The following is a 20,331-nucleotide window of genomic DNA, read 5'->3' as shown; positions in this document are numbered from 1 at the left end:
GGACTAGTTCGTGATCTCCGGTGTGTCCTTGACGTTCGTGCCCGCAATGGCATCGCGGGCGGCGCGCCGAAGCTTCTTGTCGGAGACCAGCCGCTCCCCTACCGCGCCCGGCGTCCAGGCGTTGACGTCCTCTTCGTTGAAGTCCGTCTTTGAGGGGCGCCGCTTGACCGAGATGCCGGTAACGCCGTCGGCCAGCCGGCGCGTGACCAGCAGGAAGCCGGTATGGGCCACCATGCGGTGGTCGGGGCGGACGGCGAGGCCCTCGAGGTGCCAGCCGCGGACCATGGACTCCCAGGCGTCGGGCTCCGTGAACCGGCCGTCGGCGCGGATGGCCTCCGCCGTCCGGGAGAGCTGGGTGACGGTTGCCACGTAGTTGATCCACACGCCGCCCGGCGCCAGGACTGTGGCCACGGCGTCGAGGCACTCCCAGGGCGCGAGCATGTCCAGGACCACGCGGTCCACCGAGCCGGGAGCCTCGCTGCGCACAACTTCCTCCTGGAAGTCCCCCAGGGAGATCTGCCACGCAGGGTGCGGGCCGCCAAAGATCGTCTCGACGTTACCGCGGGCGATGTCCGCAAACTCTTCACGCCGTTCAAAGGAGTGCAGGTAGCCGTTGTCGCCCACCGCGCGCAGCAAAGAGATGGAGAGGGCACCGGAGCCAACTCCGGCCTCCACTACCCGGGCGCCGGGGAAAATGTCGGCCATGGTGACGATCTGGCCGGCGTCCTTGGGGTAGACCACCGCAGCTCCGCGGGGCATGGAGAGGACGAAATCCGAGAGGAGGGGACGCAGGGTCTGGTACTGCTGGCCAACGTTGTTGACCACTACCGAGCCGTCGGCCTTGCCGATGATGTCATCGTGGTTCAGGAAGCCGCGGTGGGTATGGAAGGCGCCGCCGCTTTCGAGGGTGACCGTGTTCATGCGTCCCCGCTCATCGGTCAACTGGACGCGTTCGCCTTCCCGGAAGGGTCCCCGGCGACGGGCAGCTCCCACCGGCTGCGAGCCGCTGGCGGCAACACCGGATTGTGCTGCTGCTGTGGCTTCGTTGACGGCAGTTTCGCTGCTCATGATTTTCCTCGCTCCTGTAAAACTGTTGCGCCCCCGCGTCGATGTCCTTGAAGACATTGTGGCTTCTGCGGCGGCAATGCACGACCGGCAGGTAACTCTACCGGTTCCGGCCCTGCGGTTGCCTACCGGGTTGCTGGCGCCTGCCCGTAATGGCGGACAGCACTGCGTCCTGGGACAGCAGCCCGGTCACCCGGCCGTTGTGGTCCACCACGGCATAGTCCCGCCCTTCCAGCTGGGAGAGGAAATGGAGAAGTTCCTGTCCTTTCGACCATTCCGGCACGTAAGCGCCGGCCGCAAGGGCGTAGGACACAGCAGTAATGGGAGTTGTCGCGGCAGCGGCAGCGGGAACCGATGCCAGCGCGGAAGGATCAACCACGGCCTCGGGGCGTCCGTCAGATCCGCAGACCACCACCGCAGTGGTGTCCGGCGCACCAAGCCGGAGGGCGTCCTGGACCGACGCCGTGGCAGGCAGCCCAACGGCCGGCGTCGACAGGGCCGTGGCACTGACCAGGTGAAGCCGCCCGCGCAGCGTTCCCTGCTGGATGGAAGCCGAAGCACCCATCCACAGGAATCCGCCCACCAGGATGGTGATCATGAGCAGGCTGAACTCGGGCGAATCACCGGCCAGCAGCGGCCGCAGGACGAACCAGTAGCCAAGGGCTATGACAATCAGGCGTCCGCCCCATCCTGCTGCCACGGTCCCTTTGGCTTGGCTGCCGGTGGCCTTCCAGACGACGGATTCCACCAGCCTGCCCCCGTCCAGCGGCAGCCCCGGCAGAACGTTGAAGACGGCAATGAGGAAGTTTGCCCACATAAAGATGTTCGTGAGGATTTCGGCGACGCTGCTGAGGGCGGCGCCGTTCAGCAACAGCCAGGCGCCCGCGGCGAGGACAAAATTGGCGGCCGGGCCGGCGAGGGCCACCAGGACGGACCGCCCAGGGGTGGCAGTGAAGCTTTCAAACTGGGTATGCCCGCCCCAAAGGTTGAGCACGATTTTCTGGGTTGGCCAGCCGTAGATCCTGGCTGTCAGGGCGTGGGCCAGTTCATGGACCAGGACCGAGATGAGCAGCAGGACAGCGTAGGCGAACGCGACGACGTAGGCGCTGGCACCAAGGGCGGGGTTGCTCCGGTCAAGTACCGGTCCGTAAACAATCACGGTGAAGGCGGCGATGAGGAACCACGAATAGGCCAGGACAACTGGAACGCCGGCGATCCTGCCCAGCGGGATGCCTTCGCGGCGGACCGGAGCCGCTGTATCAGTCATGTGCAATCACCGGAACTCCGGCCGGTGTTGCAGCGGACGGCGCCGCAGAGCGGGCCAGAACCAGGTCCTCAAGGTCGGCCAGCGAGCGTCCCGCCAGGGATTCCCACAACGTGTACCGTCCGTCCTCCGGCAGCGGAACGATGTGGGGAATGGCAACGGTGGCCACCCCGGATGCCACTGCCGCCGCGACGCCCGGTGCCGAATCTTCCAGCGCTGCGCAATGGTGGATCTCCAGGTCAGGGTCCTCTTCCCGGAGCAGGTCCACCGCTTTCAGGTACGCCTCGGGGTGCGGCTTTCCCTGCGCCACCGTGTCCCCGGTGACCACCACCTCGAAGTACGGCCGCGGCAGGCTGGCCACCACTTCCCGGGCGAGCGGCCCCTCCGACATGGTGACAAGGGCGCATCTGACGCCCGCAAGGTGGAGGTTTTCCAGGAGTTCCCGGGCGCCCGGGCGCCACGGCACACTCTTCCTGACGCTGGCCACCACTTCAGCGGTGAGGGTGTCAATGATCTGGCGGATCCCGAGATCGACGCCGGCCTGCTGGAGGAGGCCTGCAGAGAACGTCAAGGACTGTCCTACCAGCTGCATGGCCTGTTCATGCGACCAGGTTCCACCATGTGATTCCACCAGCGCCTGTTCAGCGGCTATCCAATAGGGCTCTGTATCCACGATGGTGCCGTCCATATCCCAGAGGACGGCTTTGAGCGGGGAACTGGAGGCTGGCAGTCGCATTCCTCCAGTCTACGGGGACACTCTGGACGGTGACTGTGGCTACGCCCTCGGCGAATACGGCCCGGTTTGCCACCGTTTGGCGAGAGTAAGGCACACTTTTCGGCGCTTCATTCCATGCAAGACCCCGCTCCTTGGACGTAGGGTGAAGAAATGAATAGCTTCGAGGGAGACACCACCGAACCGGGTGCCGGACCCGCCCGTGAGCGCTTCCTGCAGCCTGTGGCTGACGGGCAGCGCGTCACAGTGATGCTGGCCGCCTTTGAAGGCTGGAACGACGCCGGCGAGGCAGCAAGCGACTCGCTGCGGTACCTCAACAAGCTGTGGGGCGGCAAGAAGGTGGCCTCCATAGACGCCGACGAGTATTACGATTTTCAGTTCACCCGCCCAACTGTCCGCCGGAACGCCGCGGGCGAACGCAAGATCAAGTGGCCCTCCACCCGGATCTACAAAGCCAGCGCGCCGGGTTCGAACGTGGACGTCATTTTTGTGCAGGGCACTGAGCCATCCTATAAATGGCGGGCCTACACCGCGGAACTCCTGGTGCACGCGGAGGCGCTGAACGTTGACTACGTGGTCCTGGTAGGCGCCCTGCTGGCAGACGTTCCGCATAGCCGGCCCATTCCCGTGAGCACGTCCTCGGATGATGCACCGTTGAGGGAACGCATGAACCTGGAAGCTTCACAGTACGAAGGCCCGGTGGGAATCGTTGGAGTGCTCTCCGAGGTCTCGCTCCTGGCAGGCATTCCCACGGTTTCGCTCTGGGCGGCCGTCCCGCACTACGTGGCCCAGGCGCCATCGCCCAAAGCGCAACTGGCCCTTCTCCACCGGATAGAGGAACTGCTCCAGGTTCCGCTGGACACCCATGAACTGGCTGAGGAAGCCGACGCGTGGGAGCGGGGCGTGGACGAACTGGCCACCGAGGACCCGGAAATTGCCGCCTATGTCCGGCAGCTTGAAGAGGCAAAGGACACCGCGGATCTTCCGGAGGCAACGGGCGAGTCCATTGCCCGTGAGTTTGAGCGTTACCTCAAGCGCCGGGGGCAGGACCGGCCCTGAGCAGGCCGGCCCTGCGGCCACCGCAGGAGGCTGTCATGCAGGAGCCGCCCACACAGGCTTCATCAGAGGCGGATGCCGAGAAGGGCGTCGACGGCGTCCCGCACCAGTGCCTGGTCCTCGCCGCTCACGGGGCCAGCGGCGGAGTTGGCTTGACGTGCCCAGCGGGAAACAGCGGCAACCGCGGCGGGAGCGTCAAGATCGGCAGCCAGTGCGGCGCGCATCTCAGTGATGAGGGCCGGGGCGGATCCGGCGGGAGCGTTCCCGAGCGCCCTGCGCCATGCTGCCAGGTCCGCTTTGGCGGCCTCAAATCCTTCTTCCGTCCAGGACCAGTCCGAACGGTAGTGGTGGGCAAGGATGGCGAGGCGGATGGCTGCCGGGTCCTCCCCCGCTGCGCGCAGTTTTGATACGAGCACCAGGTTGCCCTTGGACTTGCTCATCTTTTCGCCGTCCAGGCCCACCATTCCGGCGTGGGCGTAGTGCTTGGCCAACGGGACCCCGGCGAGTGAGAACGCGTGGCCGGCACCCATCTCGTGGTGCGGGAAAATCAGGTCCGAGCCGCCGCCCTGCACGGTGAAGGGCGAGGGCAGGTATTTCTGCGCGATGACGGTGCACTCGATGTGCCAGCCTGGCCTGCCGGCTCCGAGGCTCCCGCCGGGCCAGCTGGGCTCGCCTTCCCGCTCCACCCGCCACAGCAGCGGGTCCAGCGCCTGGCGCTTCCCGGACCGGCCCGGATCACCGCCGCGTTCGGCGAAGAGTTCCAGCATCTCGCTTTCCGAAAGGCCGGAAATCGATCCCAGGGCCCACGCGTCCGGCAATGCTGACTGCTTGCCGGCCGCCTCGACGTCGTAATAAACATCTCCGTCCGGCTCGCCGTTGATGCCCTGCACCTTGTACGCCAGCCCCAGGCTGACGAGCCGTTCCACCTCAGGCACGATCAGGGAGATGGATTCGACGGCGCCCACGTAGTGGTCGGGTGCGAGGACGTTAAGTGCTTCCATGTCCGTCTGGAAGAGCTCGATCTGGCCTGCGGCCAGGTCCTGCCAGTCCACCCCGGTGGCCGTGGCGCGCTCCAGCAGCGGGTCGTCCACATCGGTGACGTTCTGCACGTAGGACACGTCATGGCCGGCGTCCCGCCAAACCCGGTTGAGGAGGTCGAACGCCACGTAGCTTGCAGCGTGGCCCATGTGGGTGGCGTCGTACGGCGTGATGCCGCAAACGTACATGGAGGGCCGGCCGTCTGTTTCCAGGGCCACCTCCCGGCCTACGGCGGTATCAAACAACCGGATGGCTGGCATGCTGCCGGGCACGTCGGGAACAGGGCGGGAGATCCAGGATTTCACACGCCAAGCCTAGTGCTAGGCACTGATGACATTGAAACCGAGAAGGAGGTACAGGGCCAGGCCCAGGAGGATTCGGTACCAGACGAACAGGCGGTAGCTGCGGGTGGAGACGAACTTCAGGAACCAGCCGATGATGATGTAGCCCACCACGAGGGCGATCACTGTGGCGAGTGCTGTTTCCGGCAGTCCGTAGGGGCCGCTGATGCCCTCGTTGGACACAGTTTTGTACAGCTGGAAGAGCCCGCTGCCGAACACCGCGGGGATGGCCAGCAGGAACGAGTACCGTGCGGCCGCTTCGCGGGTGTAGCCCATCAGGAGGCCTGCGGTGATGGTGCCGCCGGACCTAGACACACCGGGGATGAGCGCCATGGCCTGGGCGAAGCCGTAGAGGATGCCGTGCTTGTACGTCAGTTTGGTCAGGTCCCGTTCCTGCTTGCCCACTGCGTCCGCGACGGCCAGGATCAGACCGAACACGATCAGCATGGTGGCGACGATCCACATGCTGCGGAGAACTGACTCGATCTGGTCCTGGAACAGCAGGCCCAGGACAACAATGGGCAGGCTGCCCAGGATCACCAGCCAGCCCATCCTGGCGTCAGGATCCTGCCGGGAGACTTTCCCGGCAAGGGAACCGGCCCACGCTTTAACGATCCGGACGATATCGCGCCAGAAATAGATCACTACCGCTGTTTCAGTACCCAGCTGGGTGATGGCGGTGAAAGCTGCACCTGGGTCGGCGGCATTGGGCAGGAACTGCCCCACAATCCGCAGATGGGCGCTTGATGAGATCGGTAGAAATTCGGTCAGTCCCTGCACAAGGCCCAGCAGGGCCGCCTCAAACCAGTTCACGCTAAGACCCTACGGCATGGGCAGGGCCCGTTCTGCCCGTAAGCTTGCTGCTATGCAGCAGCGTTACGTCGGCAACAGTGGATTGCGAGTTTCCGCCCTCTCCCTTGGCACCATGTCATGGGCCGGCGAGACCGACGAACAGGACGCTTCGGAGCTGCTTCGCACCTTTCTGAATGCGGGCGGCCGGCACGTGGATACGGCTGCGTCCTATGTCGATGGACGGTCGGAGGCAATGATTGGATCCATGCTGGGCGATGTGGTTGCCCGCACTGAGATCTCCATCTCCACCAAAGCAGGACTGACGACGCCGGATGGCCGCCGCGGTGTGGACACGTCACGGAACGCGATGCTCACCGGCCTTGAGGGCAGCCTGGCCAGGTTGGGCACGGACTATGTTGACATCTGGTTCGCTCAGGCCTGGGACGGCAACGTGCCCCTGGATGAAACGCTGTCCGCATTGGAGTATGCCGTGCGTACCGGCAGGGCCCGGTACGCCGGTGTGTCGAATTTCAACGGCTGGCAGACGGCCAAGGCCGCCGCCATCGCAGGGTTCCCTGTCGTGGCCGCCCAGGCCGAGTACTCGTTCCTGCAGCGGCGGCCGGAAGCGGAACTTATTCCGGCAGTTGAGGATGCAGGTCTGGGCCTCATGGCGTGGGCACCGTTGGGCCGGGGGGTGCTGACCGGAAAGTACCGCGGCAGTATCCCCACCGGTTCGCGCGGAGCTTCTGCGGCGGAAGCCGGCTACGTGGAACCATACCTTGACGGGAAGGCGTCCAGGACGGTGGAGGCTGTGTGCATGGCGGCCAAGGGACTGGGCCGGTCGCCGCAGGACGTGGCCCTGAGCTGGCTGCTGTCGCAGCACGGTGTGGCGACGGCGATAGTGGGTCCACGCACGCCTGCGCAGCTCAAGGAAATCCTGGATGCCCAGCTGACCCCGCTGCCGCCTGAGATAGCTTGCGCCCTGGAGGATGCATCAGCCCTTAACTAGGGCTTTTGCTGGCCACACACTCCGCGGTGCCCTTGTATCAGACGTTCCGGTCCTCGACGATTTCAAGGTCCTCGTCGTCCACGTCGCTTTCTTCTTCCTCGTCGTCCTCGTCATCAAACACCTGGAGCGGCGTGACCTCGTTGTAGGCCTCGTAGAGTGCGTCCTCGTAGACTTCAAAAGCATCGGCGACTGCGAAGAATGCCGCCTCCACGGAGGGGTCCCCATCTCCGCGGCGGTTGGATGCTGCTATAAGGTGTTCTTCCAAAGCGGTGGTCAAGGACTGAAGCGCGACACGCGGATCGATGCTCATGCCTTCACGTTAGCCGGAAAAGGACGAAAATGGAGAGCAAATGAAGGAACAATTTCTCACCAGCTCGGTCCAGCGGGAACGGGATTATGCCAAGCAGTACGAGTACCTTGTACTGACGGTCAGCCCTGTCGATTCACTGCACGAGGCCAGGCGCCGCCTGGTGGAACACTCCGAATACGGCAAGTGGGAGCTGCAGCGCAGCAAGCTGTACGTCGGCGGCGGCAGGCGGTTCTGGCTCCGCCGCCGCGTGATGCAGGTCCAGCGGACCGTCTAGAACAGCCAGGTCCAGCGGACCGTCTAGAACAGCCAGGTCCAGCAACCGTCTAATCCTCAAGTGGCCCGAGCCAGGCGGTGGCCACCGTGTTGTGGGCTGATTCGTCGTCGGACGGATGGAACATGCCGGCCAGAACATCCCGGTAGAGCCGTTCCAGCTCGGAACCGCGGAAATAGCTTGATCCGCCGCTGACGCGGATCGCGAGGTCAACAACGCGGCGTGCGGTCTCTGTGGCGTTGACCTTCAGGCCCACGAGTTTGGGAAACCACTGCGGGCCGTGATCGGCGAGGGTGTCGACGTCGGCGGCTACGGAGGCCAGCTGCGGATACAGGTTGTCCATGGCCATCGCGGCTTCGGCAACCTTCCAGCGGATGTCCGGGTCCTGCGCGTAGCTCCGTCCGCCGTTTTTGAAGGACGTCCGGCGCTTTACGGTTTCCACCCCGACTGCCAGCGCCCGCTCCCCCACACCGGTATAGACGGCGGCCAGCAGCGTCTCGAAGCAGGCGAAAATAGCGAAAATCAGAGGATCGCGGTTGGGCCCTACGGGGAGCTTGCGGAAGATCCAGCTTTCGGGAACGAATACGCCCTCCAGAACGGTGGTGTTGGACTGGCTGGCGCGCATGCCCAGCGTGTCCCAGTCGTCCAGTACGCGGTAGCCGGGTGTTTCCCGTGTGATGAAGCCGTGGACGAGTTCGCCATCGCCGTCCTTGGCCGAAGAATCCTTGCCGAAGATCCCCAGCCTGGTCCACGCCGGCGACAGGCTGGTGAAAATTTTCGTGCCCGTGAAGGTGTAGCCGCCGGGCTGCGGCTCCGCCACGGTGCGGGAGTCGAAGAGGACCGAATCGTTCCCTGCCTCCGAGTTGCCGAATGCAAAGACTTCGCCGTGGCCGGCTTCCTTGAGGACGAACCCCAGGGAATCGTCGCCTCTTGCCTGAAGGACCTGCGCGACGCCGGTCCACACCAGGTGCATGTTGACCGCCAATGCCGTGGCGGGCGCCGCCGTTGCCAGCCTCCGCTGGCACTGCGCCGCCGCTTCAAGCCCAAGTCCCTTCCCGCCGTCGGACGCGGGGACAAAAAGCTTCAGGTAGCCTGCCTCGATAAGTTCCTGCAGGTCCTCGTGGAAGAACGCGTTGTCCCTGTCGTATCCGGCGGCGCGGCCGCGGATCCGTTCCAGGAGGGCGTCCGGCAGGACTTCTTCCGGGGTCACTGCAGCCTGCCTAGTAGTTGGTGAGCAGGGTGTTGAGCACCCTGGCGCCGAATTTGAGCGAGTCGGCAGGGACGCGCTCGTCCACCCCGTGGAACATACCCGTGAAGTCCAGCTCGTCCGGCAACATCAGCGGTGCAAAACCGTATCCGGTGATGCCGAGCCTGCTGAGGGACTTGTTGTCCGTGCCGCCCGAGAGCGTGTAGGGCAGCACCTTCGCGCCGGGGTCCTCGGAGTGCAGGGCGTCGATCATGGAATCCACCAGGTTGCCGGCAAAGGGAACCTCAAGGGACACGTCATTGTGCACATAACTGACGTCCACCCCGGCTCCCGCCAGTTCCTTGACGGTTTCCAGGACGTGCTCCTCCTGCCCGGGCAACGTACGGCAGTCGATGAGCGCCTCCGCCGACTCCGGGATGACGTTGTGCTTGTAGCCGCCCTTTACGAGCGTGGGATTGGTGGTGTTCTGCAGGGTTGCGCCGACGAACCGGGCCACGGTGCCCAGCTGGTTCAGCAGGAGATCGGGATTGTCGGCGTCGAACTCTACGCCGGTGAGTTCCGTCACACCATCCAGGAACTGCCTGGTGGTGGGCGTCAGTTCTATGGGCCACTTGTATTCGCCGATGCGCGTCACGGCGGCCGCGAGGCGGGTCACCGCGTTGTCGGTGTTGATCTGGGAACCGTGGCCGGCCCTGCCGTGGGCTACCAGGCGGAGCCAGGAGATGCCCTTCTCGGCGGTCTGGAGCAGGTAGGTGCGCTGCCCGCCGATGGTTGCAGAGAAGCCGCCCACCTCCGAGATGGCCTCGGTTGCGCCTTCAAAGAGCTCCGGGCGCTTGTCCACGGCGTAGCGGGCACCGTAAGCGCCGCCGGCCTCCTCATCTGCGAAGAAGGCGAAAATGATGTCCCGCTTGGGCTTTTTGCCGGTGCGGGCAAAGCCCCGCAGGACGGCGAGGATCATGGCGTCCATGTCTTTCATGTCGACGGCGCCGCGGCCCCAGATGAGCCCGTCTTTCAGTTCTGCTCCGAACGGGTCCACGGACCACTGGTCGCGGAGGGCCGGAACCACGTCAAGGTGGCCGTGCACCACCAGGGCGCTGGCGGAAGGATCTTCGCCTGCCATCCGCGTGACCACGTTGGCCCGCCCGGGAGCCGACTCGAAAATTTCAGCCTCCATGCCGACTTCCTCGATGAGCCCTGCGGCGTATTCAGCCGCGGCCCGCTCCCCCGGCCCGGACCCGTCACCGAAGTTCGAGGTATCTATCCGGATGAGTTCCTGGCAGATACGGATAACTTCATCCTCGGGCAGGACATCGGGCATTGAGGGCTCCTCAGTGGGGGATGTTGGATTTTGCAGCGCTGGATTGCTGCCCTCAGCCTACCCACTTGGCCCGATTCCATGTTTCGGGAAAGTTCGTGTTAGAGTTTTTCTCGCTGCTTCGGAGAAACGCGAAACGCTGAAAGGCGGAAACGGTTCCCGAAATACCACCTGCGCGGGTGGCGGAATGGCAGACGCGCTAGCTTGAGGTGCTAGTCCTCGAAAGGGGGTGGGGGTTCAAGTCCCCCTCCGCGCACAAACGGAAGCCCCGGAAAATCATTGATTTTCCGGGGCTTTTTTGTGTCTGTACCTGCAGGACACAGCCGGTTCTTAGCGTCTCTTGCCTGCTTCAGTGCCTGTGATGTTGAACGAGGCGTCAAACTTCACCGTCACAGGGGTTCCGTCGGCTTTCCTGATATGTGCCTCGTAGGCAGCACCGTCAGCGTCAGTTTCGACGCGCATCACCGTCGCTCCCGGATTCGCGGCCTTCGCTGCCGCTTCGACACGGGCGGCAGTCTCACCTGTCAAAAGCTCCTCGGTGATGCCGTTGGCCTGGTGAGCCCCTTTGCGATCGGAGGAAGACAACGCCGTAGAGGTCGATGCGCCGTCCGGAACGGCCATGGCGAGATACATGCCGCCGCCTGCCAAGGCGGCGGCCACAGCAGCTCCGACTGCGAGATTTCGAACAGTTTTCATCACACGCTCCTGATTCTGCGATCAGGCGCATCGTTGCTCTCGCTGACCGCTTGTCATTCCTGGCCATTGCACCCCAGCAATGCCACAGCGCGGTTTATCCGGGTAGGGACAGTGTGGATCTTACGCATATGTGGGCACCACGACTAGGTGCAACGAGACAGCATGAGGATGGTGATATTCGGTGTTACCGAGCGAGTCAGCCGAACCCTTGCTTGGTTTGCGGCGGATGGATGTGCCGGTCGGTGGAGGGGAACAGGGCGGCCGGTGCCCCGCGGCACGGATCTTCGTCCCGTGTCTTTCAGTTGGGAGTCATCTTTCGGGTATGCGCAGCCGTTTCAGACGTATTCACGGAGAAGTTCGGCCCTGCCGGGAACCTCCACGCTGATGCCGAACAGGGCTCCCAGGGCTGCCGTGTACTCGTCCTGACGACCCGCCGCAGCGAGTTCCCTGGCCCGGATCGTGGGCCCGTGGAGCAGCTTGCGCACAACCCTCCGCAGGGCCGAGGCCGTTTCCTCCGTTCGGGGGCCGTCCCCGTTCTGTCGTCTTACCCGTTCCATCTCCCGGTCCAGGACGTCATTGAGGTGGTTGCGCAGGGCGACGATGGCAGTGTCAACCGCGCGGACAGACTCCTGTTCCTCAAAGCGGCGTGCTGCCTGCCGAACCAGAGCCCAAGCGAGCTGCAGTTCCTCTGCGTCCGCTGGGGGAGCCGCTTGGCGCACGGTTTCCAGGGTTATCAACTCAACGCCCCGCAGGTCAGCAACGTCAGGGTCGAAGTCGCGATTGGGAGCAAGATCCAAGGCCACAAGCCGGCCGGATGCGTTCTGCCTCAATCCCATAACCGATGTGCCAATGCGCGTTCCAGTGCCGCTGCAGCCGATAACAATATCAGCCGCGCTAACGGCTCCCGGCAGCTCTTCGGGAGTGAGGGCCGTTGCCGCGCGGGCGGCTGCGAATGCCTCCGCCCTGCCAGAGGGAGAGTAAACCGCAACGGCAGGTCCCTGTCCCCTGCCCAGCAGCTCCATGACGCACGCGGCGTAGGACCCGCTGCCGATAAGAACCACAGACAGGTCTGAGAGCTTCGCCGGCGTCAACCGGGAGACGGCCAGTTCCAAGGCCACTGAAGCTACTGATCTACCGGCGGTGCTGAGTCGTGTCTGAGCTCCCACCTCCTTTGCAGTGCGGGAAGCTCTTTGAAATAGCCGGCTGAGCCGTCCCGTTGCCGTGCCTGCAGCCTGCGCTTCGGCCAGGGCACGACGAACCTGGCCAGAGATGTGGCGTTCGCCCACAACGAGGGAAGCAAGACCGCATCCGACAGCAAAGAGATGCTCCGCCACTGCGGGACCGTAGTGGTATTCGAACAGTGCCTGCAGGTCTGTCAGTGGAAGGCCGGAGCAGTGGCTCACGGTACGCAGTACTTCCGAGCATGCCGTCGGCATGTCAGTGGCGGCCGGAATCTCGCAGTAAATTTCGAACCGGTTACAGGTAGACAGAACTACACAACCTGACACGTCCGGATTGAAGTCAAGCACCTCCCGGGCAAGGTGCGAGGATACGGATTGCAGCCGGGCGGTGAAATCGGCATGGAGGTACCTGTATCTCGCGGTGAACACCACCATGACCGAACGCGCCGCATCGACTTCAATTCCTGGATCCGCTGGCGGAAAAGTTTCTGCCACTGCCGTTTCCTCCCCCATGACATGCAACTGCCCTGTTGCGGACCTCAACATCTGCTGATGCACCAGCCTCATACAGAGACCTTTGGAAATTCTTGATCTGGCACCAGGAGCGCGCGTTTCCGGCGCCACACATGCCGGTTAGCTTGCCGGGCGACTTCCGCATCTCGCAGGATTCGGCGCCAGGGGGCAGTATGTCCTCATGGAGGCATTTTTCAGAGTGAGCCCTCAAAGCCCGGGCCACGTGGTCCTGCTGGGCGATTCCATCTTCGACAATGCCGCCTACGTGGACGGCGGCCCCGACGTCATCAGCCAACTGCGGCAGGAGCTCCGGGGCTGGACAAGCTCACTCCTGGCCATCGACGGGGACGTGATCGCCGGCGTAGCCCGCCAGCTCCGCGGCCTGCCTGCAGATGCCACCCATCTGGTGGTGAGCGTTGGCGGAAATGACGCCCTGGCCTATGCGCCGTTGCTGCAGGAGCGTCCGGGCTCAGTTGCCGAAGCCCTGCTTTTGCTTGACGCCGGAAGGGACAGCTTCGACGCCGACTACCGGACCATGCTTCAGGCAGTCCTGGCACACGGACTGCCGACGGCGGTCTGCACCATCTACGACACTCCCCCATCAGAGCCGAGCCAAAAGGTCGTCAAGGCGGCATTGAGCCTCTTTAACGATTCCATCACACGGGCAGCCTTTGCCAACGGCACGGCGCTGATCGACCTGCGGCTCATCTGCAGTGAAGACGGGGACTACGCGAACCCGATCGAGCCCTCAACCCAGGGCGGACGGAAAATAGCGCAGGCTATTGCTACCCTCGTCCGGGGCGGGCGGCCCTGCCCGCACTCGGTTGTTGTTGGCGGGGCTGCCCCGTAGGATTCCGCTGCCCGCCGGAACAAGCTACTTAGGTGGTCCTGCGCCCGCGTCAGTGCGGGCGCAGGCTCCGGATCCGGGGATGCTTGTTTCGCCTTGCAAGGCGGGGGTCCGCAGTGGCCGGCCGGTATTGGACCCGGCGACTACCGCCGCGGGTAGCCCTTCGCTCCTGACGCCGGGCCTTTCTCTCCGGCCGGTCAATGCCTGACAAGACAGCAAGGGAGCCGGCGATCCAGAGGAACGCCATCGTCAACACCAAGGTAATTTCCATCTCAGCGCCCATGACTTATCTTAGGACTTCACGGCCCCGGGAAGAGCCCCCAATTACGCCGGCGGCGCCCTCCTTGAACCCTGCCCTAGAACACGCCCAGCCCCCGCACTGCAGCAAGGACATCCTGCACCGTGACTGCCAGCAGCGCCGGGTCCGGCTGCGCCGCAAAAGTGTCCCCCCGCCGCAGCTCAGCGCGGGTCAGGACAACGTGCGGACCCGGGGGCGGACCCCAGATCTCCGGCGGAGCCGGCCCGAACAACACCACCGACGGCGCGCCGTACGCGGAGGCCAGATGCGCAGCTCCGGTGTCCGCGGAGATCACCAGGCGGGCCGCCGCAATGGTCGCAGCAAACTCCCCCAGACCGAGCCGTCCCGCCAGAACTGCTTCCTCTGCAAGCCCCGATCGGCGGCACACATCCAGGGCGCGGCCCCTTTCGCCGCTTCCGCCGGTGAAAATGACGTTGTGCCCGGCCTGGTCGAGGGCAGAGGCAACTGCTGCAAACCGTTCGGCAGGCCAAAGGCGGCTGCCGTAAGCGGCACCCACATGCAAAACGGTTGCACCAGGAACGGGGCTGGGCATGTGCGGAGTGTTCAGCTGGATGTCCAAAGGGTCAGCTTCGATGCCGTGCCATTCCAAGAGCTTTGCCCAGCGTTCCCTCTCGTGCAGTTCACCACGCCACGGCGGCCCGTCCCGGTACTCGCTCCGGTGGCCTATGGTCTGCCGGGCCTGCAACGCCTCGATCCGGCCCTGGCTTTCCGGTCCGCTGCCGTGAAGGTTTACTGCCACATCCACGACGCCGGGATCCAGGGCCAGGGGCTCGTCCAAACCGTGCGTGGGTAGAAGTTCATAACCGCCCACGAGCCCCAGTGCCTCCGAAAGCCAGCCCTGCGCGGCGTACCGCAGCCTGTGTTCCGGGAATGTGCGTCGGAGCGCCTTCAGGGCCGGCACTGCGACCAGCAGGTCCCCCAGCTTCAATGCCCGAAGTACCAGAAGCTCAGGTTTTCCGTCGTGCGGCTCTGTGGCTTCCCGTACTGCCGCGCTGCCCGGAGCGCTCATGCGCGCTGCCTGGTCAGCTCGGTGGCCGCCAGGCTGCGGACGTCCTCGTGCACGTCCCGCGCTTCGATGCCGGCCACCACTGAGTCGTCGTGGGGGCAGCGGGGGGCCGTCCAGCCCACCTGGGTGACGTCTATGCCACAGCTCGGACAGGCGGTCACCCAGGAAGCGCGGATCCGGTGAAGGCTCCGGCCAAGGGCGCCGGCGTTGATAACGTTGCCGGCCCAAAAGATTCCCACGGTGGGTACCCCCAGCGCCTGGGCGAGATGCCGCGGGCCGCTGTCATTTCCGACTACCACCGCCGCACTGGCCAGCAACGCCACCAAACCGGCCATGTCCAGTTCGCCAGCCACGGAACGGACCCGGCCCAAGGCGGCCAGTTCAACGATCCGTTCAGCAATTTGCTTCTCGCTCCCGTCGCCCACTATCACCACCTGAAAACCGTCCCCGGCGCATGCCACGGCAAGCTCAGCGAACCGCTCAGCCGGCCAACGGCGCCGCGGATCGGTAGCGCCGGGATGCATCACCACCAACGGCTGGCCGTCGTCGTCGGCCGTTTGGGCACTGGCGGGCAGTTCCTCTGCCGGCGCCAGGCGCGCCTCGAGATCGACAGGGAAGGCACCGGCGAACCCCGCCACCTCGAGCGCCCGCAGGGGTTCGTGCTGGTAATAGAGGTAAGGCACCGTCCGTTCCAGGCTCGCTGCGTCGGGCGTACGCGTCCCCACCGTATGCCGGGCTCCCAGCCGGAGCAGGAAGGGATTGGAATACCGCCCGCCGCCGTGAACCTGGACCGCCAGGTCAAAGCGGCGGGCGCGCATTTCCGCGAAAAACCGGTCCAGCTCATCCTCGTTCTCGGCTCCGGGCCGGACACCTTCCGCAAAAGGCAGGACCTGTACCTCGTCCACGGGGCTCTTCGTAGCCGCGATCAACGCCTTGTGTGCCGGTGTGCCAAGCAGTGTGATGGAAGCCTCCGGGTATGCCGCCTTCAGGGCGGCAATGGCGGGAATGGCGAAAATCAGGTCGCCGAGGCCTCCGCCGCGCAGGACGGCTATCCTTGATACTGAGTCAAACTTCTCCAGAACCGGTCCAACGCCCGTGCCGGTACGGCCGGCGCCCCCGAACTCTGCAGTGAGCTGCTCCACATGTACCCCTTCGAATAGTGCGAAAGACCGCAGCGTTCGCCGCGACCTCCCCTGCCCGTGCAGCCACAATCGGGTGATGAACCTTGAGGCCGCTTCCTTTAAACCTCTACCCAACCGGCAGTCAATATAATCCTGCTATTGGGGAATACCCGGATGATGCTGTACGTTTCATACGCGACAGACGAATCAAAGAAAAGAGAAGCACCTAAATTGGCAACCGATTACGATGAACTGCGTTCCGACGTCAAGGAATCGCAGGACAACTCTCTCGAGCAGCTCCAGTCAGCTAACGCTCCCGACGCACGCAGTGTTGTCCTGGAGTTGGACGAAGCTGACGGCCTCGACGGCGCGGGCGTACCCGGCGGCGAGTTTGTCGCTGAGGAGCTCGTGGTGCAGGTCATCCCGCAGGCAGAGGACGAATTCACCTGCTACTCCTGCTTCCTGGTCCGCCACCGCTCGCAGATTGCGCGCCAGAAAGACGGCCACACCTACTGCACAGAGTGCGAAGGCTAATCAGGCGGTCAGGCGGGACGGCGCATGCAGCCGCTCCCTCAACTGAGCAAAAGGCACGCCCGCCATTTGGTGGACGTGCCTTTCCGCTTTAAGTAAGCTTCTGCCGCACCAGCTGGCTGACTTCCTTGCCGTCGAAGCGCCCTGCAACCTTGGCCGTCACCGGCTTCATCACTTCGCCCATCTGCCTTGCCGTCAGCTCGCGGCCCTCGGCCCGGAGCCCGTCGATGACGTCCTGGACAATTGCCTCCACCTCCGCCAGGGTCAGGGGCTTTGGCAGGTAAGACTCAATCACTTTCGCCTCGGCAATTTCCGCCGCCGCACGGTCCGGCTGTCCCGCTTCTGCGTAGATACCGGCCGTTTCCCGGCGCTTCGCGGCTTCCTTCTGAAGTAGTGATGTCACCTGCGCGTCATCGAGCTGCACGGGCGTCTTACCCGATTTCTCGCGGGTCTCAATCTCGCCCAGGACGTTCCGGACGGTGGTCAGCGCAGTCTTGTTGCGGTCCTTCATATGGATGACGACGTCGGCGTGCAGCCGTTCCTTCAAAGATGACACGTTTCCTCTGTTCCTGTGTTTCCTGTTGCATTTGGATGGGACGGCACAAGGCGCCGGGCAGCGTCCACCCATCCCTAGTACCGTAGGGGCTTATGGCTGAAAATGACCACTCACTTCCGGACACCACCAAATGAACTTCCCCGACAACCCCTGGAACACGTTCCTCAGTGCCTTCAGCCGCACGCATGTTCCCGTCGTTACGTTCACTGAGCTGGTGCTGGCGGTCTGCATAGTGACTGCTTTGTCGATCCCCCGCCGGTCCTGGAGATACGTTGGCCTAATTGCCACTGCCACACACGAACTGGGACATGCCTTCGCGGCCGTCACGAGCGGCCAACGGCTCTCCGGCATACGGCTACGTCTCGACCACTCAGGCACCACCACCACGTACAGCCGGAGCAAACTTGCCACAGTGTGGTCCTGCTTTTGGGGCTATCCCGTGCCTGCCGTCGTCGGCGCCGCGTTTGTGTGGTGTGGCTTCAACGGGTGGGGGCCGGCAGCCCTTGCGGTCAGCACCGTCGCCCTGGCCGCCACGATGCTGTTCCTCCGCAACCCTGCGGGTTTCCTCATCACCACCGCCGCGATCGGCGGCAACATAGCCCTCATCTTCCTGGTGCCGGACGGGTTCGTGGGCCACGTGTCCGTCATCCTGGGCCTGGTACTGCTGGTGGGCGCTGTCCGGGACCTCATCAAGCTCACTCACGTGCACCTGCGGCGGAGGGACCGGCTTGCGAGCTCGGACGCCTACCTGCTGTACCGTGCGACGTCCATTCCATCCGGGGTCTGGATTGTCCTGTTCACGGTCCTTGTTGCGGGGTCCTGGCTGGTCGCGTGGCAACCTATCTCAGCGATCCTGCCGCCGGGCGCATAGGGTGGAGCCATGAGCCAGGACACGGAAAGCACCCAGCAGGCAGCAAGCGGCAGTACGTCCGAACACAGCACCCGCGGCGCGTATGTAACGGGCGGAGCGGAGTTCAACCGCGACACCAACTACATTGAGGACCGGATTACCTCTGACGGCAGGCCGGGCCTCAACGGGGAGCCAGGATGGCCCGCGGACCCGGGACGCTACCGCCTTATCGCTGCCCGGGCATGCCCCTGGGCCAACCGGACGGTTATCGTCCGCCGCCTCCTGGGACTCGAGGACGCCATTTCCCTGGGGCAGCCCGGCCCCACGCATGACGCGCGGTCCTGGACTTTTGATTTGGACCCCGACGGCGTTGATCCGGTCCTGCGGATCGAGCGCCTTCAGGACGCCTACTTCAAGCGCTTCCCCGGCTATCCGCGGGGCATCACCGTACCCGCGATTGTGGAGGCCGCCACCGGTGCCGTTGTCACCAACAACTTTCCACAGATCACGCTTGACTTCTCAACGGAGTGGACAAAGTTCCACCGCCCCGGCGCGCCCCGGCTATACCCCGAGCACCTTCGGGAGGAGATCGACGAGGTCAACAAGCGGGTTTTTACTGAAGTCAACAACGGGGTGTACCGCTGCGGCTTCGCTGGCTCGCAGGGAGCCTACGACACCGCCTACGCCCGGCTCTGGTCCGCGATGGACTGGCTGGAAGAGCGGCTCTCCGGGCAGCGGTACCTGGTGGGCGACACCATCACGGAGGCCGACGTGCGTCTGTTCACCACGCTGGCACGGTTCGATGCCGTCTACCACGGCCACTTCAAATGCAACCGACAGAAACTAAGCGAGATGCCTGCGCTCTGGGGCTATGCACGCGACCTGTTCCAGACCCCCGGGTTCGGCGACACCATCGACTTTGTGCAGATCAAGCAGCACTATTACATCGTGCACGAGGATATCAACCCCACCGGCATCGTCCCGGCCGGCCCTGCGCTGGGCGGCTGGCTGGAGGCCCACGGGCGTGAGTCCCTCGGCGGCCGGCCCTTTGGTGACGGGACACCGCCGGAGCCGGTAAAGCCAGGGGAAGAAGTTGCCCCCGGACACGGAGCGCAGTGAAGGAAAGCGCTTTCTGACTAAACTGGCCGGATGCAGATATCTCAATGCCACATAGCACCCGGCTACGAAAACGTACTGGAGCTCTTCGAATCGTTCCTGGTTGCGGACCCTGCCTACAGTGTGCGGCTCGCCGCGTACCAGCACGGGAAGCAGGTGGTGGGACTCACCGGTGGACCGGATATGGACGCGGAGACAATCACCGGCGCCTACTCCTGCTCCAAGGGTGTGGCCGCCATGGTGGTGGCGCTCCTGGTCCAGGACGGACTGCTTGACCTCGACGCCACTGTTGCCCACTACTGGCCGGAGTTCGCCGTTCATGGCAAGGACCGGCTGCTGGTGCGGGAGGCTTTATCCCATCAGGCCGGGCTTCCCGGAGTGGAGGGCGGTTTCGCCCTGGACGAGTTCACCACTCCGGGTGCTGCCGCCCGCCTCGCCGCGGCACGGCCGGCCTGGCATCCCGGACGGCAGTTTGGCTACCACGCCCTGACCATCGGGATCCTCATGGAGGAGCTGTGCCGCCGTACGGCAGGAGAATCACTTCAGGGTATCTACGACCGGCGGATCCGGGCTGCACAGGACATCGACTTTTTCCTGGGCCTGCCAGAGGGGTTGGAGTCCCGCTACAGGAATGTCCTGTACACCAGGGATCCGCAACAGCCCTGGCTCGATCCGCTCAGCCTGGACGGCCTGAACAGCAACGCGGCGGTCAGCACCATCATGGAGCTCCCTAACATCCGCGCGGTGCGGGGGGCCGGCATGTCGGCGGCAGGCGGGGTGGGATCCGCCGAGGGCCTGGCACGGCTTTACGCAGCGGCCACCACCGGAGTCGACGGCGCAAAAGCTTTTCTGAGTCCTGCAACCGTGGAGCTGATGTCCCAGGAACAGGTGTGGGGCCTGGACCGGTCCTCGGGTCTGGACAACGCTTTTGCCGTGGTGTTCATGAAGCCGCATCCCTCCCGGAACTTCGGCAGCCACCGTGCTTTCGGCCACGAAGGCGCTAATGCCGCCCTCGGGTTCGCGGACCCTGCCTACGGTTTGGGGTTTGGTTACATTCCCCGGCGGGCTGAGGAAGGACGAACGCCGGGGAAAGCCCACCAACTGGCCTCGGCAGTGCGCCGTTCAGCCGCAGCTCTGTCCTGAAACGTCCTGGCCGGGCGCCGTGCCTACCCTCCTGACCAGCGGCTTTGTCCC

At 64.5% G+C, this 20,331-nt stretch carries 21 protein-coding genes and 1 tRNA gene; 9 read left to right on the top strand and 13 right to left on the bottom strand.

Going from position 1 to position 20,331, the window contains the following annotated elements; all coding sequences use genetic code 11:
• Positions 1–3: 3 nt before the first annotated feature.
• From M1E07_RS10855 to M1E07_RS10845, 3 genes are all read right to left on the bottom strand, one after another.
• Complete coding sequence (locus M1E07_RS10855) at positions 4–1,068, bottom strand: tRNA (adenine-N1)-methyltransferase (protein WP_461190201.1); 1,065 nt, start codon at positions 1,066–1,068, stop codon at positions 4–6.
• Positions 1,069–1,165: 97 nt separating this feature from the next.
• The gene (locus M1E07_RS10850) at positions 1,166–2,332 is read right to left on the bottom strand and encodes a site-2 protease family protein (RefSeq protein ID WP_461190200.1); all 1,167 of its coding nucleotides are present in this window, start codon (positions 2,330–2,332) and stop codon (positions 1,166–1,168) included.
• Positions 2,325–3,065 (bottom strand): HAD family hydrolase, encoded by a 741-nt coding sequence (locus M1E07_RS10845; protein WP_461190199.1) that lies wholly within the window; start codon positions 3,063–3,065, stop codon positions 2,325–2,327. Before M1E07_RS10845 ends, M1E07_RS10850 begins: the two co-directional genes overlap by 8 nt.
• A gap of 150 nt (positions 3,066–3,215) precedes the next feature.
• On the opposite strand from M1E07_RS10845, the gene M1E07_RS10840 reads away from it, so the two are divergent.
• Entirely contained in the window at positions 3,216–4,121 is a 906-nt protein-coding gene (locus M1E07_RS10840) for a PAC2 family protein (protein ID WP_461190198.1), read from the top strand.
• A 62-nt stretch (positions 4,122–4,183) separates the two neighbouring features.
• Here M1E07_RS10840 and mshC read toward each other — a convergent pair whose 3' ends face one another.
• Together mshC and M1E07_RS10830 are read right to left on the bottom strand one after the other, a co-directional pair.
• Positions 4,184–5,461 carry a cysteine--1-D-myo-inosityl 2-amino-2-deoxy-alpha-D-glucopyranoside ligase gene (gene mshC / locus M1E07_RS10835; RefSeq protein ID WP_461190197.1) on the bottom strand — a complete coding sequence of 426 codons (1,278 nt, stop codon included), beginning with the start codon at positions 5,459–5,461 and terminating at the stop codon, positions 4,184–4,186.
• Between the two features lie 15 nt (positions 5,462–5,476).
• Complete coding sequence (locus M1E07_RS10830; protein ID WP_461190196.1) at positions 5,477–6,310, bottom strand: undecaprenyl-diphosphate phosphatase; 834 nt, start codon at positions 6,308–6,310, stop codon at positions 5,477–5,479.
• A gap of 52 nt (positions 6,311–6,362) precedes the next feature.
• Between M1E07_RS10830 and M1E07_RS10825 the strand changes: the two genes are divergently transcribed.
• On the top strand, positions 6,363–7,298 hold the full coding sequence (locus M1E07_RS10825) for an aldo/keto reductase (protein WP_461190195.1): 936 nt from the start codon (positions 6,363–6,365) through the stop codon (positions 7,296–7,298).
• A gap of 37 nt (positions 7,299–7,335) precedes the next feature.
• Here the strand turns inward: M1E07_RS10825 and M1E07_RS10820 are convergent, their stop codons facing one another.
• Positions 7,336–7,608: a hypothetical protein gene (locus M1E07_RS10820; protein WP_104043962.1), complete on the bottom strand. Its 273-nt coding sequence runs from the start codon at positions 7,606–7,608 to the stop codon at positions 7,336–7,338.
• Positions 7,609–7,648: 40 nt separating this feature from the next.
• Between M1E07_RS10820 and M1E07_RS10815 the strand changes: the two genes are divergently transcribed.
• Positions 7,649–7,882 (top strand): DUF5703 family protein, encoded by a 234-nt coding sequence (locus M1E07_RS10815; RefSeq protein WP_104043961.1) that lies wholly within the window; start codon positions 7,649–7,651, stop codon positions 7,880–7,882.
• Positions 7,883–7,931: 49 nt separating this feature from the next.
• Here M1E07_RS10815 and M1E07_RS10810 read toward each other — a convergent pair whose 3' ends face one another.
• Positions 7,932–9,089, bottom strand: a complete 1,158-nt coding sequence (locus M1E07_RS10810) for an acyl-CoA dehydrogenase family protein (protein ID WP_461190194.1) — start codon at positions 9,087–9,089, stop codon at positions 7,932–7,934.
• Between the two features lie 10 nt (positions 9,090–9,099).
• Positions 9,100–10,404 (bottom strand): M20/M25/M40 family metallo-hydrolase, encoded by a 1,305-nt coding sequence (locus tag M1E07_RS10805; protein WP_461190193.1) that lies wholly within the window; start codon positions 10,402–10,404, stop codon positions 9,100–9,102.
• Positions 10,405–10,574: 170 nt separating this feature from the next.
• Between M1E07_RS10805 and M1E07_RS10800 the strand changes: the two genes are divergently transcribed.
• Positions 10,575–10,657 (top strand) — tRNA-Leu (locus M1E07_RS10800).
• 74 nt (positions 10,658–10,731) lie between these two features.
• Here M1E07_RS10800 and M1E07_RS10795 read toward each other — a convergent pair.
• Both M1E07_RS10795 and M1E07_RS10790 read right to left on the bottom strand, forming a co-directional pair.
• Positions 10,732–11,097 carry a hypothetical protein gene (locus tag M1E07_RS10795; RefSeq protein ID WP_461190192.1) on the bottom strand — a complete coding sequence of 122 codons (366 nt, stop codon included), beginning with the start codon at positions 11,095–11,097 and terminating at the stop codon, positions 10,732–10,734.
• 335 nt (positions 11,098–11,432) lie between these two features.
• A complete protein-coding gene (locus M1E07_RS10790; protein ID WP_461190191.1) occupies positions 11,433–12,773 on the bottom strand; it encodes a glutamyl-tRNA reductase in 1,341 nt (446 codons plus the stop codon).
• Between the two features lie 217 nt (positions 12,774–12,990).
• On the opposite strand from M1E07_RS10790, the gene M1E07_RS10785 reads away from it, so the two are divergent.
• Positions 12,991–13,641, top strand: a complete 651-nt coding sequence (locus tag M1E07_RS10785; protein WP_461190190.1) for an SGNH/GDSL hydrolase family protein — start codon at positions 12,991–12,993, stop codon at positions 13,639–13,641.
• Between the two features lie 353 nt (positions 13,642–13,994).
• On the opposite strand, the gene M1E07_RS10780 is transcribed toward M1E07_RS10785, so the two are convergent.
• Entirely contained in the window at positions 13,995–14,966 is a 972-nt protein-coding gene (locus M1E07_RS10780; protein ID WP_461190189.1) for a glycosyltransferase family 9 protein, read from the bottom strand.
• Positions 14,963–16,105 (bottom strand): glycosyltransferase family 9 protein, encoded by a 1,143-nt coding sequence (locus M1E07_RS10775; protein WP_461190188.1) that lies wholly within the window; start codon positions 16,103–16,105, stop codon positions 14,963–14,965. The genes M1E07_RS10780 and M1E07_RS10775 overlap by 4 nt, the downstream gene beginning before the upstream one ends.
• A 210-nt stretch (positions 16,106–16,315) precedes the next feature.
• Here M1E07_RS10775 and M1E07_RS10770 point away from each other — a divergent pair, with 210 nt between their 5' ends.
• Positions 16,316–16,618, top strand: coding sequence for a DUF4193 domain-containing protein (locus tag M1E07_RS10770; RefSeq protein ID WP_104043953.1), 303 nt, complete (start codon positions 16,316–16,318; stop codon positions 16,616–16,618).
• Positions 16,619–16,706: 88 nt separating this feature from the next.
• Here the strand turns inward: M1E07_RS10770 and M1E07_RS10765 are convergent, their stop codons facing one another.
• A complete protein-coding gene (locus tag M1E07_RS10765) occupies positions 16,707–17,171 on the bottom strand; it encodes a GatB/YqeY domain-containing protein (RefSeq protein WP_461190187.1) in 465 nt (154 codons plus the stop codon).
• A 130-nt stretch (positions 17,172–17,301) separates the two neighbouring features.
• On the opposite strand from M1E07_RS10765, the gene M1E07_RS10760 reads away from it, so the two are divergent.
• From M1E07_RS10760 to M1E07_RS10750, 3 genes are read left to right on the top strand one after another with little or no spacing between them, the layout of a single operon-like run.
• Complete coding sequence (locus M1E07_RS10760; protein WP_461190186.1) at positions 17,302–18,042, top strand: M50 family metallopeptidase; 741 nt, start codon at positions 17,302–17,304, stop codon at positions 18,040–18,042.
• Positions 18,043–18,051: 9 nt separating this feature from the next.
• Positions 18,052–19,140: a glutathione S-transferase family protein gene (locus M1E07_RS10755; RefSeq protein WP_461190185.1), complete on the top strand. Its 1,089-nt coding sequence runs from the start codon at positions 18,052–18,054 to the stop codon at positions 19,138–19,140.
• Positions 19,141–19,170: 30 nt separating this feature from the next.
• On the top strand, positions 19,171–20,280 hold the full coding sequence (locus tag M1E07_RS10750; RefSeq protein WP_461190184.1) for a serine hydrolase domain-containing protein: 1,110 nt from the start codon (positions 19,171–19,173) through the stop codon (positions 20,278–20,280).
• The last annotated feature ends 51 nt before the right edge of the window (positions 20,281–20,331 follow it).

It is taken from the genome of Arthrobacter sp. Z4-13 (genome assembly GCF_054792705.1).
Note: the sequence above shows the minus strand (reverse complement) of the source record. Positions and strands in the feature narration are given on the sequence as shown.